We start from the raw sequence: 16530 nt of genomic DNA, 5'->3' as shown, positions 1-16530 counted from the left end.
GGGCTGCGGGGTTCGACCGGGAGGCGGCGTGCGTCGGTCCGGCGCGCCATGCCGTCCGTAGCGATCGTCGTCGTTCACGGATCGACTGTACCCACCGCCGCGGAAACAGCAGGCCCGTTGCCGACAGGCCTATGGATCGCCGACAGGTCTGTGGATAGTCGCCAGGCCTGTGGATTGCCGACAGGCCTATGGAAGCCAGGTCAGATGATCGCGCAGCAGGGCGTAGCCCACGAAGGCAACTATGTCGATCGATGCGTGTGCGATCAGAAGCGGCCAGAGCCTGCCGGTGCGCTGCCAGTAGCGGCCGAACACCAGGCCCATCAGGAAGTTGCCGACCCCGCCTCCCACCCCTTGGTAGAAGTGGTAACTGCCGCGCAGCAGGGCCGAACCGAGCAGGGACGCGTTCTCGCTCAGGCCGAGTCTGCGCAGGCGCGAGATCAGATACGCCACGACGATGATTTCCTCGGCACCGGAATTGGCCAGGGCGTACAGAATCAGTGCAGGGATACGCCACCAATGGTCGTCCAGGGCGCTGGGGACGACGTTCAGATTGAGGCCGATGGCGTTGCCGACGAGGTACAGCGCCAAACCGGGAAGGCCGATCAGCATCGCAAGACCGAGGCCGTGACCGAGGTCGAGCTTCAGGCGTGGTCTGGCCAGACCGATCGTGCGAGGAGCCAGATCGGCCCGCCACAGCAGGTACAGGCCCAACGCACCCCACGCGCACAATCGCAGAATGCTCAGGAGTTGGAACAGTAGATCGATCAGGCTGAAGCTCGATCGCGAGGAGTTCAGCGCGACGGTCTGATCGGACAGAGCAGCAGTCTGGAGGGCGTCCTCGATGAGCGAGAGGATGCTGCTCATGCCGCTGAGGCCGAACGTCACCAGCAGCACGATTGCGATCTCGACCTTGATGGTCGTGCGTTCGCGGGCGTCCGGCAGGGGAGCGGTACGTTCCGGCGGCGGTGGCGTCAACCAGCTCTTGAAGTCGATCACCGCACGATTCTGCCTTGTTTCTCGTGCTTGGGTATCAGCCGCGGGCGCGTAGCCCGTTGAGGAACGGGCAGCCCGCAAGCACGCGCAGCGCCCGGCCGAGTGAGACCACATCGTCGACGCGCGTCGTGAATCCCAGTCGAACGTCGTTGTCTGCGTGCTCACCTTCGATGCGCAGTCGAATGCCGTAGCGATCGATACCCAGTGGGCGCACCCGGCCCTGCCGCAGTGACGGCGGGAGGCGTCGGGACAGTTGGGCGAGCAGGTCGGGATGGTCGGAATCGAGATGTTCGAGCCAGCTGGTCTCCATCTCCCAGAACGGATCGGGTTCGGCCGCCAACAGCGATTCCACGTCGACCGGTGCTGCGCCGCTACTGTCCGCGACCACAGCAGATCCGAGGGTCAGCCGCATCAGCGAGGTGGTGTGGCCCACGTCCAGCAAAGCCGGATACGGGTGTTCGGCGGCCACGGCTGCGGCCATGGGGCGCAGCAGCGATGCCGGGACCGGGCGCAGATCTCCGCGCAGCCACACCAGCGAACGCACCGGTTCCCGGAGGGCGAGCGGAGCGTGATCGGTGAGTTCGAGAACGGCCGGGAGTCCGGCACGTGAACGGTGCGGGGTGTCCGTGTCGTCATGGGTGTCGGTGGGGACAGCGAGGATCATCTCGCCGTTGGGTCGCAGGTGGTGCAGCGAGGTGATCACCGGATCGCGGCCGTCGATGGCGAGATTGGCGTTGTCGGCGCGCATGCACGCGCTGCGTACGCGTTCGGCGGTGGACGGGCCGGTGGTGGTTGCGCCGAGCATGGGTTCCTCCGATGCGATCGAACGGCCAAGTAGGTGAGGGCAACCTAAGTTACTGTTCCCTAAGTTATAGCGACGTGGGGGGAATCGCAAGAGCGTGCCGGGACTACCGTGAGGACGTGCCGATTCCATTGACCCTCGGTGTGCCACACCGACCCGACCCGTACGCACTCGTGCAGGAGCTGCTGCTGCCGATCTGCTCCGATGCTGCCGAGCTGCACGCCGCCCCACGCGGAGCCGGGTACGGCCCGCCGGTGGTCCGGGCATCGACCCTGCTCGCAACCGCCGAATCGGAAAACCTCGGTCGCGTCGTGGTCCGTCTCGACATAGACCCCGACCGGCTTCGCGACGATCCGACCTGCGGCTACGAGGCAGTTCGATTCGAGGTCGACGCGCCAGCCGAGCATCTCGCCGATGCGCTCGCGCTGCAGTTGCCCTCCCCGTTGGTGGTCTTCCCGGTGTTCGACGCGATCGACGTCGCCGAGACGGCGGAGGCCGTCGCCCTCGCGCACCGGACGCTCGGCATCGGCGTCGGCGACACCCCACGGCGCATCGCCGACGTACTCGCGGTGGTGTCCCACTCCGACGTCGGTTTGGTCGCACGCGCCGAGACCGGTGACGAGGTGCTCGCGATCCTCGCCGCAACGGTGGCGTCGCTGCGCGGGGACGACATCGTCGGCGCGCTGGCCGCGCCGAATGTCGCTGCACTACGGGCTCTGATCCCCGAGGCCGCCGAGGCGGTGCGCGACGTGCTGTTCGGAGTCGAGGTTCCCGATGCCGCCGGTGCCCGCGCGCGGCTCGTCGAGGTCGGATTGATCGCCGACGACAGCGCGGCAACGTAGCCTTCAAGGCGTGCCTCGCATAGCTTATTTCGGCCCATCGGGAACGTTCACGGAGATGGCGCTGGCGCAGTTCGAAAAGCTGGGAACCATCGAAGCCGTCGGCTTGCACGGTGCCGTCGAGCGGGTATCGGCCGCGAGCCCGCCTGCCGCCCTCGAGGCCGTCCGCTCGGGTGCGGCCGATGCGGCTGTGGTTCCCATCGAAAGCTCGATCGAAGGGGCTGTCCCCCCGACGCTCGACGCGTTGTCCGAGGGGCGACGGTTGCAGATCGTCGCCGAGACCGAGATCGAGGTGGCCTTCACCGTCCTCGGCGGCCCTTCCGTCACGCTCGAATCGGCTCGCACCATCAGTGCGTACCCCATCGCTCTCAATCAGGTGCGGCAGTGGTTGCAATCCACGATGCCCGATGCGGTGGTCCAGTCGGCGTCGTCGAATGCCGGTGCGGCAGAGGATGTTGCCGCCGGAATCGTCGATTCTGCAATATCGACGCGGTTGGCCGGTGAGCGACTGTCGCTGCCGACGTTGGCCGACGGCGTCATCGACGTCGAGGGTGCCCGAACCCGCTTCCTGCTGGTGACGCCGCCGCGGCCGGTTGCCCCGCGGACCGGCGCGGATCGCACGGCAGTGGTGCTCGAACCGCCGAACGATCCCGGCACTCTGCCCGCGGCGTTGGCCGAGTTCGGAATTCGCAACATCGATCTGACATTCATCGAATCGCGGCCTACCCGTTCACAATTGGGCACCTACCGATTCTTCGTCGACTGCGCAGGCCATATCGAGGACCCGCTCGTCGCCGAGGCGTTGACGGCCTTCCACCGCAAGATGCCGCTGCGCTTCCTCGGATCATGGCCTACCGCAACAGGAACGGGAGGATCGGTGCCGCCGCCGATCGACGAACACGTGCAGTGGCTCACCGATATCCGAGCCGGTCGCGGTGATCTGTGATGGGTAAGTTGATCCTCGTGCGGCACGGTCAGACCAAGGCCAACGTCGCGAAGATGCTCGATACCGCACCGCCGGGAGCCGAACTGACCGAGCTGGGGCATCAGCAGGCCGAGCGGTACGCACAGACGTGGGTCAATCGCCCTCCCGCTGTGCTGGCGTCCTCGGTAGCGCTGCGCGCCAAACAAACGGCCGGGTACATCGAACGTGCGACATCGGTTCCGCTCCTCGTGGTCGACGGAATTCACGAAACCTTCGCCGGAGATCTGGAAGACCGAGACGACCCTGACGCGCACCGGGAGTTCACCGAGGTCTTTCGTCGCTGGCACGACGGCGACCTGGCGGCGGCAGTGCCGGGCGGAGACAGCGGCCATTCGGTGCTCGAGCGCTACGTGCCGGTGCTCGACGGATTCCGATCGCAGTACCTCGGCGACGACACGGCAGGCGATGTGGTTGTCGTCAGTCACGGTGCCGCCATCAGATTGGTGGCCGCGGTACTGACCGGCGTCGACGGGACCTTCGCGGCCGACAATCACCTCGACAACACGGACACCGTCGAGCTTCTTCCCCTGCCCGGCGGCGGGTGGGCCTGCGCCAAATGGGGCACGTTCCTGCCGCCGTTCGAGGGCAAGGGCAGCGACGAAGCAGACAATCCGATCAGCTAGCGGCCATGGCGCCGCGCCGAGCCGATCAGTTCGGTGAGGGCGGCTGCGACCTTGCTGTCCGTCGCGCCGGTCAGTGAACTCCACGACGTGCCGTCGGCGGCGAGGGCCGAGGTCGCGACGATGCGGCCTGCTCGGGTGTCGAACAGGGCCACGGGCCGGCCGGCCACCTGCCGGGTGCCGTGCCTGCGCGCGACGGCCGTGATCTCGGTTCTGCCGGCGCAGGTGGCCAGGGCAGAGGCGAGTGCGGCGGCGCGATCGTCCGCTACTCCGATTCTGCGGAGGCGCGAAGCGGTTGCCCCGACATCGCTCGGTGCCGCATCGAGCGCCTCGGCCAGCAGATCGGTAGGAGCGTTGACATCGCCCAGGTTGGAGTTGCCCAGTTCGACGTTGCCCAGTTCGAGCGATGTGGCCGAACCGATCGAGGCGAGGAGGTCGCGAGCGGGGTCGCCCAGGATCAACCGGATTGTCGTCTCATCGTCTGTGCGGACCGCCGACACCGTGGTCCGGTCGTCGGAAGCGACACAGATTCGGGTGGTGGGAGCGGGTTGTTCTGCCTCGGTATCGAAGATGCGGGCCGAGACGTACCAGTGCGGTTGTTCGAGAACCCGCATCCAGCGCTGAAGGTCTTCGTGAACGTCGCCCCCGACCAGCAGTCCTGCGGTGTCGAGGGCACTGCGGCCCCGACCCAGGGCCCGGTCTCGGGCGAGGACGTCGTCGAAGCGAGGAAACACGTCGAGAACAACCGGTAGTTCGGCGATCGACAGTTCGTCGACGAGGAAGTCCATTTCATCGATGCCGAGCCGGGCGTTCGGCAATGTGTGGCCCACCGGCACGGTTCCCAAGTCGATCAACGGCCGTTCCCGTTGGTAGCGGATGCGGGCAGCGTCGGATCCGCGCCGATGACGGACGGTGCGACGGTGCGACCATCCGCGAAGTGCTCGAACTGCTTGAGGTAGTCCGGTGTTTCGTGCTCGTCGTCCTCGGCCTGACCGCGTGCGCCTGCGGCCGGGGCTCCAGCCGCGCCGGTTCCACGCTGAGCCAGGCCCCCGTCGGCTGAGGCTGGTGCGCCCGAGACACTGCTGGGACCACTCTGGCCCGCAACCGACGGCGTCGATCCACCGCCCGCGGGACCCAACCCCGAGCCGGTCATTGCGAACCCGCCGATACCGCCGACTCCGCCGGAGCCGCCTGGAGCCCCGAACGAGACCGGACGCGTCGATGCCGGGCCGACAGCCCCGGACCCCGGACCTGCGGGCGGGAGACCGTGACCACCTGCGGCCCCTGGTCCGCCGGCGAGCGCCGTCGATGCGATGTTCGATGCGGCGGTGGCCACGGTGGAGACGCCCGTTCCGGCGACCGACGTGGCTGCGCTACCGAGCTGGCCTGCCGCCGCGGCAACTCCCGGGTTGTGTGCCGCCATCAGGCCACCGATCGCTGCCTGAACCGGCGAGGTCATCAGTGCACCGTTGGCGAACCTACCGAGGCCGCTGCCGGAATCGGAGACGATGGCAGGCGGGTGATCGAAGGTGGTCTTGACGATGCGATGCGAGGACACCAGCTCGAACCCTTCCATCACCAGGGCGGCACGGATATCGAGCAATCGATCGGCCACCTCGGCCGCCTCGTAACTGCCGTTCAATGCACCGCCCGTCGACGCCGCGGCGACCTTCGCGGCCTGCACGGCACCGATCTCCACGAGCGAGGGCATGGTCGCCAGCGCGACGCCATAGGAGGTACCGGCCGCCGGGGCCTCGACCGACAACGATGCAGCCTTGGCTGCCGTCGCGCCGGTCCATGTGGCGAACCGGGCGAGCGCGGCCTGGGCGAGCAGAGCCGAATCACCCTCCCAACCTTCGGTCAACGCCGCCGTGACGGCAGCGATGCTCGCCGACGCCTCGGTGAACGCCGCCGCCACCGAACCCCACGCACCGCCCGCGACGTGCAGCGGCACCGGACCTGGCCCGAGCAATCGCGTCGAATTTCCCGTCGCCGTGCGTGGCAGCCACACCACACCTGTCACTCCGAGCGTCATCCTCTAGCCCCCATGATGTTTCGGCCCTGCGTCATTGTCGTGGTCCGGTCGAGATTGTCGTGGTCCGGTCGAGACGGGTTCTCTCGAGTGCGTGCCTGCCTCAGATGCCGGGGAGCCCGGGCAGGCCACCGGCCGTGTCGTCGTCGGTGGCCACATAGTCCGCTGCCTGCTTCCGCAATTCCGCTGCCGCTCGGTGCAGCTCCGCGATGCCCTGCGCTGCGGCGGGTCCGAAGGTATCGGCTGCGGTGCCGAAGAATCGCTCGGTGAGCAGCGACACCTCGTCCGTGCCCGGCGGCAGAGGCCGCATCGGAACAGCGGTAGCAGTGACGGCGGCCTGCAAGCGCGCGGCGACCGCATCGAGTTCCGAGGCGGCGAGCTCGAGTGCCACAGGATCCACCTTGATGACGGTCATGAGCCACGCTCCTCGATCTCGAGAACTTCTGCTGTCGGTAGGTAGGACGCCAGCGTGCGCGGTTTGGTTCCATCGACATGCGAAAAACTGAGCACGAACTCTCTGCGGCGCAGTTGCGCCCCGCGGCAGTGCGTGTGCGCTCAGCCGAAGCCGAGTTGATGCAGTCGCTCGTCGTCGATGCCGAAGTGATGCCCGATTTCGTGGGCCACGGTGATGGCGATCTCACGTCGGGCCTCGGCCTCGTCGGCGACCATCTCCAGAATCGGCTTGCGATAGATGGTGATGACGTCCGGGAGATGACCGCTGTACTCGAAGCGGTCGGTCAGCGCGATGCCCTCGTACAGCCCGAGAATGTCCTCGGTCGGGTGCTCCTCCTCGACGAGAACAACGACGTTGTTCATGAAATCGGTGAGCTCTCGCGGCAGGGTGTCGAGGGCATCGGAGACGGCTTCCTCGAAGTCGACCCGGGTCATGTGGGTGGGGATGTCATCCTCCGGCAGTGATCGGAGCGGCACCGGGCAGCGGAATCGGGAGAGCCCGGCCCTCGGGAGCGGCAGGAGGGGGCACCGGGGCAGCACCGTTGATGAGGATGTCGCCCTTGGCGGTGCCGACGATGGTCGCGAAGCCGCCCGAGTCGAGTTCTTTGCCCACCGAGCACGTCACCTGACGGCTACCGGCCAGCCAGCTCGCACCGTCGATCGTGTCCCAGAACAACGTCAGGGTCTTGTCGCGCAGGGCGGTGTCCGAGCCGAGGTAGCCGTTGACGGCATCGGTGCACGTGCCTTCCAGATACGCGTCCTGATCGCCCTCGGACGGGTGACCGCCAGGGAACTGCTGAGTCAGGTTGATCACCGATGCGACCTCGTAGGCGTGCGGTGCCGAGCAGTCCACCGGATCGGCAGGCACGTTCTGATTGATGCCGATGCAGGTGCCCGTCGGCCACACCTTGGACTGGTCCTGGTCCAGAATCGAGCCGGTCACTTCCAGCAGGGCACCGGTGTTCGACGGCATCTGCACTCCGCAGCGCAGAGTTCGCTCGCCCTTGGCCCATCCGGCCTGGCTGGGGAACATCAGCCCGACGCCGAAGCGTCCACTGGGGTCGAACTTGGCACCGACGTACTGATCTACGGCAGACACGCAGTGCTCGTCGCGCAACTCGCCGAAGCGAATGGATCCGGGGTACGGCGAACCCGGACCGAACTCGACTCCCGGGTACACACTCATGTCGATGTCGCGGGCGACCTCGAAACGATGAGGATCGGCGCACGATACTTCGGCCAGATCCTGGCGGTCCGTCTCCGGATCGTCGGTGGGCGTCCACTGCAGACACGTGCCGGGATCGGCCGCACCGAACGAGGACGCAGTCACGGGCCCGGCGGTGGCAGGGCCACTTGCCGTCGTATGGGTGATGATCTTCTCGGGCGTCGAGAATCCGTCGGAGAAGAAAACCGTCGCCCCAGCAGCCAGGACTGCTCCGACTGCAACCAGGGCAAGACCGCGTCGAGCGGTGGTTGCAGACAGTGTTCGACGAGACTTCTCGCTCGTCGGGGTGTCTGTTTCGTATCCGGGCATCACCCTCCATCATGCCCGAGTATCTTCGGTGCCCATGAACGACCCGACAGGTGACGATGACCTCAGCGAGCTGGCGGGGCGTCTGTTCACGATGGCGCGCACCGGTGATGCTCGGGCTCTGGCGAGTTATCTCGACGCGGGTGTGCCGGTGAATCTGCACAACGAGTCCGGGGACACGTTGATCATGCTCGCTGCGTATCACGGACATGCCGACGCGGTGCGGGTGCTGCTCGAACGCGGTGCCGATGCGAACAAGCCCAACGACAAGGGACAGACCCCACTCGCAGGGGCGGTATTCAAGGGCGAGGACGAGATCGTGCGCGTACTCGTCGACGGCGGAGCCGACCCCCATGGTGGCCATCCGACGGCGATCGATGCTGCAACGATGTTCGGACGCGAGGATTACCTGGGGTTGCTCGGCAAGTAAGGTTCCCTCTCGTGATCGACCTGAAATTCCTTCGCGAAAATCCCGATGCCGTGCGCGCCTCGCAGCGAACCCGAGGCGAGGACCCCGCTCTCGTCGACGCGCTTCTCGACGCCGACGCGTCCCGCCGTGCTGCCGTGCTGGCGGGCGATCAGTTGCGGGCCGAGCAGAAAGCACTGGGAAAGCGGGTCGGTAAAGCCTCCGCCGAGGACCGGCCCGCGCTGCTCGCCGGGGCGTCGGAACTCGCCGCCGAAGTCAAGGCAGCGCAGGCCGCCGAAGCCGAGGCCGACGCAGCCCTCGATACGGCTCACCGGGCGATCTCGAACATCGTGCAGGACGGCACACCTGCGGGCGGCGAAGACGACTTCGTGCTGCTCGAGACCGTCGGAGATCTCCCGGAGTTCGACTTCGAGCCCAAGGATCATCTCGAACTCGGCGAAGCGCTGAACCTGATCGACATGGAACGCGGAGCGAAGGTATCGGGCTCGCGCTTCTACTTCATGACCGGCTACGGGGCGCTGCTCCAGCAGGGGCTGCTGCAGCTCGCCGCGCAGAAAGCAGTCAAGAACGGCTTCACCATGATGATCCCGCCGGTGCTGGTGCGGCCCGAGATCATGTCCGGAACCGGCTTCCTCGGCGCACACGCGGACGAGATCTACCGACTCGAAGCCGACGACCTCTACCTCGTCGGAACCTCGGAAGTAGCGCTCGCCGGCTACCACTCGAACGAGATCATCGACCTCGCCGACGGCCCCAAGCGCTACGCGGGATGGTCCTCGTGCTTCCGCCGGGAAGCGGGCAGCTACGGCAAGGACACCCGCGGCATCATTCGAGTCCACCAATTCGACAAGATCGAAATGTTCTCCTACATCAAACCGGAGGACGCAGCGGCCGAGCACCAGAAGCTGCTGGAGTTCGAGAAGGAGATGCTCGCTGCCGTCGAGGTGCCCTACCGCGTCATCGACACCGCAGGCGGCGATCTCGGTTCCTCGGCCGCCCGCAAGTTCGACTGCGAGGCATGGGTGCCGACCCAGCAGGCCTACCGCGAACTCACCTCCACCTCCAACTGCACGACCTTCCAGGCCCGACGCCTCGGCGTGCGGTACCGCGACGAGAACGGCAAGCCGCAGACGGCCGCGACCCTCAACGGCACCCTCGCCACCACCCGTTGGATCGTGGCGATCCTGGAAAACCACCAGCAGGCCGACGGCACCGTCCGGGTCCCGGAGGCTCTCGTGCCGTTCGTCGGAACGGACGTACTGAGCTAGGTGTTCTTCCCGGGGGTCGTCGCCTGCGACATCAGGCGATATTGCCGATGCAGTAGCCCTCGCCGCCGATCGTCAGCACGAAGGTTCGGTTCTGGTAGTTGCCCGAGGCGTCGATGATGTCCGCGTTGACCTGCGTGTAGATGCCGTTCTGTGCGGTGACGAAGACGCTGTCGGGATCGAACGAGGTGATCGCGGGCAGGATGCCCGGGTTCTCTGCCAGCGGTGGCGCGGTGGGGGATCCGCTGGCCGCGGGGTCCCATGTTCGTCGGGCTTCGCAGACGAGCGGGTAGTTCTCCTCGACGTCGTTGCGGTTGACCGGACTCCCGGCGACCCGTCCCAGATAGCGGTCGACGGTGTAGGCCGCATCTGCCGCGTCGAACACCTGAGGGCTGCCGGTGGGATAGACGGCGGGGCATGCGTAGCCGGATGCGATCTCACTGCGTTTGATGCTGACCGTCGCAGTGGGCCCGGTCCACGTCACCGCGTACTGGCCGTCGAGGCCGAGGCCTGCAACGGCGGCAAGAATTGCGGCGGTGTCGGCGTACATCGCGGGAATCTTGGTGGGCGGAACCGTCCAACACCGTGCTGTGACGACACCTATTCCACCGCCGACGAGATCGCCCACGAACGGACGCAGCGCTGCCGCCGCGCCGGGGTTTCCCGGGGGGTCCGGTGCGGGCTTCGGGCCCGGTCGCGGCGGTGATCAGTGCTGCCCGGGCCATGTCGCGGCCCTCGGGTGGGAGGTCGTGGGGTGGGGTTTCGGCGAAGTCGAGGATGAGGGCGGCGTGGTCGATGGAGATGCTGCCGGTGTTGACGGCGTCGGCGATGTCGGGGAAGTTCTTCAGTCCGCGGGCGAGGGCGAGAATTTTGTTGGCTTTGCCTGGCGTGAGCAGGGTGGTGGAGGTGAGCCAGCCGGCGGGTCCGGGGAAGCCGAGTTTCTCGCGGGTGACGCGGGTGTCGATCTCGGCGACGAGAGCGATCCGGCGGGCTTCCAACAACTGGATCTGGTGGGAGACCGCGGCGGCGTCGGCGAGGAGTTGATCCTCGCTCAGTTGCCAGATCTCGGTCGTCATGACTCAAACTGTATCGAACTAGTGTTCGAGTCGCAATGATCGTCAAATCGAAAACTATTGCCTTGCAAAACTATTCGCGAGCACATTCTTGTCGGTAGCTCGTGGTAGTCACCTTCTCGGTGGCTGTGGACCGGATGCCTTCCGTGGCAGGCTGCCAATGCCCTTCGGTACGACGGGACGCCGTGAGAGTTGCCGTCTCGAACGAACTCGTACGTCAGGCCGTCAGTTCTTCGGACGAACTTCGTCAGCCTCGCGCGCAACGCTTTCCAGTTCGGCGCGATACTCGGCCCACCACTGCGCATCGCCGTCGGCCATGTTCTCGTTGCCCAGTCGTAGTCCAACCGAACTGTCGATGAGCTCGCGCACGATGTCCGCATGCCCGCAATGGCGGTTGGTCTCGGCCACCAGGTGCACCAGCACACGATGCAGATCGATGTTCTGCTTGTCTGCGGGCCAGTGCAGCACCGTGCCGGGGGAGTCCAATTCCAGGGCGGCGATCGTGGCGTCCGAATGCACCCACGCCTCGCGGTATAGGGCGATGATCGACTCGGAGGACTCGTCGGCGGCGGCCCACATGTCGGAATTGAGCCGTGCGATGGCTGATTTCTCGAGTTCGGCGAAACGCGCCGGAAACTCACGACCGAACGTGAGCCCGAAGTAGCCGTACTCCACCAGCGCGAGGTGCTTCACCAGCCCCAGCAGGTTGGTACCGGTCGGGGTCATGGGCCGACGCATCTGGTACTCGGTGAGGCCGTCGAGCTTCCACAGCATGTTCTGGCGGGCGATCCGAAGGTATTGCCACAACATGTCTTTCATGACCGCCTCAGCTCACCGACGCGTGCCAGACCAGGGCCGCAGCCAAGGCTCCGAGCCCGTTGAGCGACCAGTGCAGGGCGATGGGGGCAATCAAGCTGCCGCTGCGGCTGCGCAGCCACGTGAACACCACCCCGGCTGCAGCCGTCGCGGCAACGGCCAGTGCGATGCCTACGACCTGCCCGAAGACGCCGCCGCCGAGGAATCCGCTGAGCCCCACATTGCCTGCTGTCAGGCCGAGCGAGGACGCGATGTGCCACAGCCCGAACAGCAGCGAACCGGCGGCGAAGACGCCTCGCGCACCGTAAATGCGACCCAGGGTGCCGTGCAGAACTCCGCGGAATGCGAGTTCCTCGGGGATGACGGTCTGCAAGGGGATGACGATCATCGAGGCGATCAGGGCGGCTGAGACGGTGGCGTACCGATCGGCCATGAAGAAAGGTCTGGTGAGGGGCAGCAATGCGCCGATCGCCACGACGGTGAGGACGATCCCGACGGCGCCCAGCGCGTACAGCGAACCCGTCTTCCACTGTTTCGGAGACAGGCCCAGCTCGGCCCAGCCAAGGCTGCGGCGGTTCGAGAGGACCACCAACAGAATTGCAGCGATGGGAACCGTCGCGATACTGGCCCAGGCAGTGGTGAAGTGCGCGATCAGATTGGTCCCCACGAGCACCAGTACGACGACGGCGACGTCGAGATACGCGTGGAAGGCACGTCGGGGCACAGCGCTCCCGGCCGGGTTCACAGCAGGCATTGGAGCGAGTGTACTGACGTCAGCTGAGAGCGCCCGCAGAATCGAGGCTTCGATCGAGGCCTTTCCGGTCGTAGAGGAGGGTGAACACCAGGCCGAATACCAGCCCGATGAGCAGTCCGAGTGCAGTCATCGACACCGAATGGAGCAGGCCCGCGTCGAGTGAGGCGTTGAAGTACAGGATCGACCGGGTGCCGAGGAAGATCTGGTGCATGGGCTCGAACTGCGCGAGCCAGGTGAAGATCGGCGGGCTGGCCTCGAGGGGGATGGTGCCGCCCGAGGACGGCAACGCCAGAATGATGAACACGATCAGATTGACCAGCAATCCTGCCGTGCCGAACGCGGACATCACCGCCAGCGCCGTGACGCCGACCGCTGTGATCGCGAACGCGCCGTACATCCACAAGGTCCAGGCATGGGTGATCGGCATACCGAGCAGATGGCTGATCAGCAGATAGAGGGCCGAGACCAGCATGGCGAGGACGATCATCACCAGCCATTTCACGAGCAGCGTCTGGAAGCGATTGATCCGGGTCGGTCCACGATGGATGTACTTGGGACCGATTTCCGTTGGTGTGAATCCGAGTAGGCCGTCGACGAGGGTGCTGACGATGGTCGCACCGGTGAAGCCCGCCAGGACGAGCAGGAGCGCGTAGTAGAAGGCGGACAAGCCCCCGCCGGTGCCGTCGGGTAGAGGATCGTATTGGGTGACGATCACATCGATCGGCTGTGCGAGGGTGAGAGCGCTTGCACCGGCGAGCTGAGTGTCACCGAGCTGCTGGCGCACCTGTTCGGTGATCTGTTGTCCGACAGTCTGATTGACCGACTCGAATGCAGGTGTGGCGACTCCGGTCACGAGTGACATTCCGAAACTGCCCGCGCGCGGATTGGTGTAGACGGTGATGATCGGCTTTTCGACATCGCCGGGAATCACACTCGCCTGCGCGAGAATTCCCATTCTCTTCGTGAAATCGCTGGGAATGGCGATGGAACCGTAGACCTCGGCCGTCGACAGCATCGAGTCGGCCTGTGCCGGCCCGACCTGGCGAAATGCGACCTTCTCGGAGTCGACGTTCTGGAGCAGGCCGTCGACGATGTCGTTGCCGATGTTGCGTTGTTCGCCCGCGAGGGTGTCACCCTCGTCCTGGTTGACGATCGCGATGGGTAGGTCGTGCAGATTGCCTCGGGGGTCGAGTACGCCGCCGAGATACAGGGCGGCCAGAAACGACATCAACGCCGAGACCACCAGGATAGGAGCCAGCCAGAAACGCGGCGAACGAAGGACCTGGGTCACCGATCGAGGTGTTCTGTCGGAAGTCACCGGATCAGTGTCGCAAAATTCGAGGATCCTGCGAAGCCGGAGCGCACATCCTGCTCCACTCGACGCACGAATCGGCAGAGTTTCGCCGACGAGAGCGAGGAGTGGAGCAGGAAACGAAACTGATCAGGCGGTTGCCCGACGCGGCAGCTTCCAGTCCGGACGTACCCAGTGGCAGGTGTATCCCTCGGGGTACTTCTGCAGGTAGTCCTGGTGCTCGGGCTCGGCCTCCCAGAAATCACCGGCCGCAGTCACCTCGGTGACGACCTTGCCCGGCCACAGTCCCGACGCGTCGACATCGGCGATCGTGTCCTCTGCGATGCGCTTCTGCTCCTCGTTCAGGTAGAAGATCGCGGAGCGGTAGCTGGCTCCGATGTCGTTGCCCTGACGGTTCTTGGTGGTGGGATCGTGGATCTGGAAGAAGAACTCCAGCAGATCGCGGTACGAGGTCTTGGACGGGTCGTAGATCACTTCGAGGCCCTCGGCATGGTTGCCGTGGTTGCGGTAGGTGGCGTTGGGCACCTCGCCGCCTGTGTAGCCGACGCGAGTGGAGACCACACCCGGAAGCTTGCGGACGAGCTCCTCGGCTCCCCAGAAGCACCCTCCGGCGAGGATGGCGGTTTCGGTGGCTTCAGACATCGTTACTCCTTGTGCTCTATCGATCGATACGTGGGTTCCAACGAACGAGCGGTCGTCATAATTCCGAGTCGTGGGTGCGTTCGCCGACCTCGAGAACGAGTTTGCCGGTATTGGCACCGTCGAACAACAGGTTCAGCGTCGAACCGAAGGCGGTGATGCCGCCGATCTCGATCTGCTCGCGCGCGGTCATCTTGCCGCTGGTGAGCAGTTCCGACAACGCGGCGATGCCCTCCTGGTAGCGGTCCAGGTAGTCGAAGATGATGAATCCCGTCATCGACGCGCGATTGATCAACAGCGACAGGTAGTGCGCCGGGCCGGGCTGTGGTTCGGTGGCGTTGTAGCCGGAAATGGCCCCGCACAACACTACTCGCGCACCCTTGCGTAGTCGCGACAGCGCGGCATCGAGAATCTCACCACCGACGTTGTCGAAATACACGTCGATGCCCTTCGGTGCGGCCGCCTTCAATCCTTGGTACACCGATTCGTTCTTGTAGTCGATCGCTGCGTCGAAGCCCAGTTCCTCGGTGAGCCAGGCGCATTTCTCGGGTCCGCCGGCAATGCCGATCACCGTGGCCCCCTTGGCTTTCGCGATCTGTCCCGCGATGCTGCCCACGGCTCCGGCGGCTCCGGAGATCACCACGGTGTCGCCCTCGGCGAGCTTGCCGACGTCCATCAGGCCGAAGTACGCAGTCAGCCCGGGGAAGCCGAGCGCGCCGAGCCAGGTGGGTGCGGGGGCGACGGCTTCGTCGACCTTCTGTACCCCGGTGCCGTCGGACAGGGCATGCTCGGTGACCCCGAACGAGCCCGAAACGATCTCGCCCACTGCGTAATCGGGATGGTGAGATTCCAGAACCCGGCCCACGGCGTGCGCTCGCATCACGTCACCGATACCGACGGGCGGCACGTAGGAACGCGCATCGTTGAGCCAGCCCCGCATCGCGGGATCCAGAGAGACGTAGTCGACCGTGACGACGAACTCGCCTTCGGCCGGGGTCGGAATCGGTTCCTCGGTGAGGTTCCACGTCGATTCGTCGGGTCGCCCCACTGGACGCTGCGCCAATCGGATCTGACGGTTCACAGATGTCATCTACCGTTCCTTCCACGTCGAAGACAGTTCACTTCGACACTAGGGCAGAATGACTTCACGATGACCAACGCGCCGAACACCACCCGCCTCGCCCCCCGACTCGTCGCCAGCGATGTCGACGGGACTCTTCTCGACCAGCACGAACGGGTCACCGAACGGACTCGGCGAGCCGTCTCGGCGGTCGTGGCCGACGGCGTGCCCTTCGTGCTCTCCACCGGTCGGCCACCGCGGTGGATCCATCCGGTCGTCGACCAGTTGGGATACGCCCCGATGTCGGTGTGCGCCAACGGTGCGGTGATCTACGACGCCGCGTCGGACCGAGTGCTCAGTGCCGAAACCCTCTCGGTCGAGACGCTGCAGTGGTTGGCCGAGATCGCCTACCGGGCGCTGCCCGGCTGCGGCCTCGCCGCCGAGCGGGTGGGTCTGACCGCGCACGACTCGGCAACCCCGCAGTTCGTCAGCTCCCCCGGCTACGAGCACGCCTGGCTCAACCCCGACAACGTCGAGACAACCGAGGACGACGTGGTCGAGACCCCGGCGGTCAAGCTGCTCATTCGCCTGACGTCCACCACCAGCGGCCACATGGCCGACGTGCTGTCTCCGTTGATCGCCGGCCGCGCCGACCTGACCTTCTCCACCGACAACGGACTGATCGAATTGTCCGCTCCCGGCGTGACGAAGGCCTCGGGCCTGGCCAGGGTTGCCGAATCTCTCTCCGTGGACATGGCCGACATCGTGGCCTTCGGCGACATGCCCAACGACGTGCCGATGCTGTCGATGGTCGGACTCGGCGTCGCTATGGGCAACGCACATCCGGCGGCCGTCGCGGCGGCGAACGAGCAGACCGTCAGCAACGCCGAAGACGGGGTGGCGCGGGTCCTCGAACGCTGGTGGTGACC

Annotated in this window: 19 protein-coding genes and 1 pseudogene; 6 read left to right on the top strand and 14 right to left on the bottom strand. The window is 65.8% G+C overall.

What is annotated here, in order from left to right; genetic code table 11:
• Positions 1–186: 186 nt before the first annotated feature.
• Together J1M87_RS19655 and J1M87_RS19650 are read right to left on the bottom strand one after the other, a co-directional pair.
• Positions 187–996, bottom strand: coding sequence for a CPBP family intramembrane glutamic endopeptidase (locus tag J1M87_RS19655; RefSeq protein WP_374222406.1), 810 nt, complete (start codon positions 994–996; stop codon positions 187–189).
• 34 nt (positions 997–1030) lie between these two features.
• Complete coding sequence (locus tag J1M87_RS19650) at positions 1031–1798, bottom strand: DUF2470 domain-containing protein (RefSeq protein WP_206491227.1); 768 nt, start codon at positions 1796–1798, stop codon at positions 1031–1033.
• 116 nt (positions 1799–1914) lie between these two features.
• On the opposite strand from J1M87_RS19650, the gene J1M87_RS19645 reads away from it, so the two are divergent.
• From J1M87_RS19645 to J1M87_RS19635, 3 genes are read left to right on the top strand one after another with little or no spacing between them, the layout of a single operon-like run.
• Positions 1915–2637: a hypothetical protein gene (locus tag J1M87_RS19645; protein WP_206491226.1), complete on the top strand. Its 723-nt coding sequence runs from the start codon at positions 1915–1917 to the stop codon at positions 2635–2637.
• Between the two features lie 10 nt (positions 2638–2647).
• Positions 2648–3580: a prephenate dehydratase gene (gene pheA, locus J1M87_RS19640; RefSeq protein WP_206491225.1), complete on the top strand. Its 933-nt coding sequence runs from the start codon at positions 2648–2650 to the stop codon at positions 3578–3580.
• Entirely contained in the window at positions 3577–4242 is a 666-nt protein-coding gene (locus J1M87_RS19635; protein WP_206491224.1) for a histidine phosphatase family protein, read from the top strand. Before pheA ends, J1M87_RS19635 begins: the two co-directional genes overlap by 4 nt.
• Here J1M87_RS19635 and J1M87_RS19630 read toward each other — a convergent pair.
• The 5 genes from J1M87_RS19630 to J1M87_RS19610 form a co-directional block, all read right to left on the bottom strand.
• The gene (locus J1M87_RS19630; protein ID WP_206491223.1) at positions 4239–5093 is read right to left on the bottom strand and encodes an ESX secretion-associated protein EspG; all 855 of its coding nucleotides are present in this window, start codon (positions 5091–5093) and stop codon (positions 4239–4241) included. The two genes, J1M87_RS19635 and J1M87_RS19630, sit on opposite strands and share 4 nt — an antisense overlap.
• On the bottom strand, positions 5090–6262 hold the full coding sequence (locus J1M87_RS19625) for a PPE domain-containing protein (RefSeq protein ID WP_307830867.1): 1173 nt from the start codon (positions 6260–6262) through the stop codon (positions 5090–5092). Before J1M87_RS19625 ends, J1M87_RS19630 begins: the two co-directional genes overlap by 4 nt.
• Before the next feature lie 112 nt (positions 6263–6374).
• Entirely contained in the window at positions 6375–6686 is a 312-nt protein-coding gene (locus tag J1M87_RS19620; protein WP_206491221.1) for a PE family protein, read from the bottom strand.
• A gap of 140 nt (positions 6687–6826) precedes the next feature.
• Entirely contained in the window at positions 6827–7159 is a 333-nt protein-coding gene (locus J1M87_RS19615; protein ID WP_206491220.1) for a metallopeptidase family protein, read from the bottom strand.
• A 13-nt stretch (positions 7160–7172) separates the two neighbouring features.
• Positions 7173–8258: a septum formation family protein gene (locus J1M87_RS19610; protein WP_206491219.1), complete on the bottom strand. Its 1086-nt coding sequence runs from the start codon at positions 8256–8258 to the stop codon at positions 7173–7175.
• Between the two features lie 34 nt (positions 8259–8292).
• Between J1M87_RS19610 and J1M87_RS19605 the strand changes: the two genes are divergently transcribed.
• Positions 8293–8685 (top strand): ankyrin repeat domain-containing protein, encoded by a 393-nt coding sequence (locus tag J1M87_RS19605; RefSeq protein ID WP_206491218.1) that lies wholly within the window; start codon positions 8293–8295, stop codon positions 8683–8685.
• Positions 8686–8696: 11 nt separating this feature from the next.
• Entirely contained in the window at positions 8697–9950 is a 1254-nt protein-coding gene (gene serS, locus J1M87_RS19600; RefSeq protein WP_206491217.1) for a serine--tRNA ligase, read from the top strand.
• 31 nt (positions 9951–9981) lie between these two features.
• Here serS and J1M87_RS19595 read toward each other — a convergent pair whose 3' ends face one another.
• The 7 genes and pseudogenes from J1M87_RS19595 to J1M87_RS19565 form a co-directional block, all read right to left on the bottom strand.
• Entirely contained in the window at positions 9982–10575 is a 594-nt protein-coding gene (locus J1M87_RS19595; RefSeq protein WP_206491479.1) for a hypothetical protein, read from the bottom strand.
• Between the two features lie 121 nt (positions 10576–10696).
• Positions 10697–11023, bottom strand: a pseudogene (locus J1M87_RS29310) (DUF222 domain-containing protein); the annotation flags it as partial.
• Positions 11024–11245: 222 nt separating this feature from the next.
• Entirely contained in the window at positions 11246–11839 is a 594-nt protein-coding gene (locus tag J1M87_RS19585; RefSeq protein WP_206491216.1) for a DinB family protein, read from the bottom strand.
• Between the two features lie 7 nt (positions 11840–11846).
• On the bottom strand, positions 11847–12590 hold the full coding sequence (locus tag J1M87_RS19580) for a CPBP family intramembrane glutamic endopeptidase (protein ID WP_206491215.1): 744 nt from the start codon (positions 12588–12590) through the stop codon (positions 11847–11849).
• 19 nt (positions 12591–12609) lie between these two features.
• Positions 12610–13908, bottom strand: coding sequence for a DUF3533 domain-containing protein (locus tag J1M87_RS19575; RefSeq protein ID WP_307830866.1), 1299 nt, complete (start codon positions 13906–13908; stop codon positions 12610–12612).
• Positions 13909–14031: 123 nt separating this feature from the next.
• On the bottom strand, positions 14032–14544 hold the full coding sequence (gene msrA, locus J1M87_RS19570) for a peptide-methionine (S)-S-oxide reductase MsrA (RefSeq protein WP_206491214.1): 513 nt from the start codon (positions 14542–14544) through the stop codon (positions 14032–14034).
• A gap of 55 nt (positions 14545–14599) precedes the next feature.
• On the bottom strand, positions 14600–15631 hold the full coding sequence (locus tag J1M87_RS19565) for an NADP-dependent oxidoreductase (protein WP_206491213.1): 1032 nt from the start codon (positions 15629–15631) through the stop codon (positions 14600–14602).
• 60 nt (positions 15632–15691) lie between these two features.
• Between J1M87_RS19565 and J1M87_RS19560 the strand changes: the two genes are divergently transcribed.
• Positions 15692–16528: an HAD family hydrolase gene (locus J1M87_RS19560; protein WP_206491212.1), complete on the top strand. Its 837-nt coding sequence runs from the start codon at positions 15692–15694 to the stop codon at positions 16526–16528.
• Positions 16529–16530: the final 2 nt, after the last annotated feature.

The sequence above is a fragment of the Rhodococcus sp. KRD162 genome (assembly GCF_017168335.1).
Classification (GTDB): Bacteria; Actinomycetota; Actinomycetes; order Mycobacteriales; family Mycobacteriaceae; genus Rhodococcoides.
This window is presented reverse-complemented; position numbering and strand designations above follow the sequence as displayed.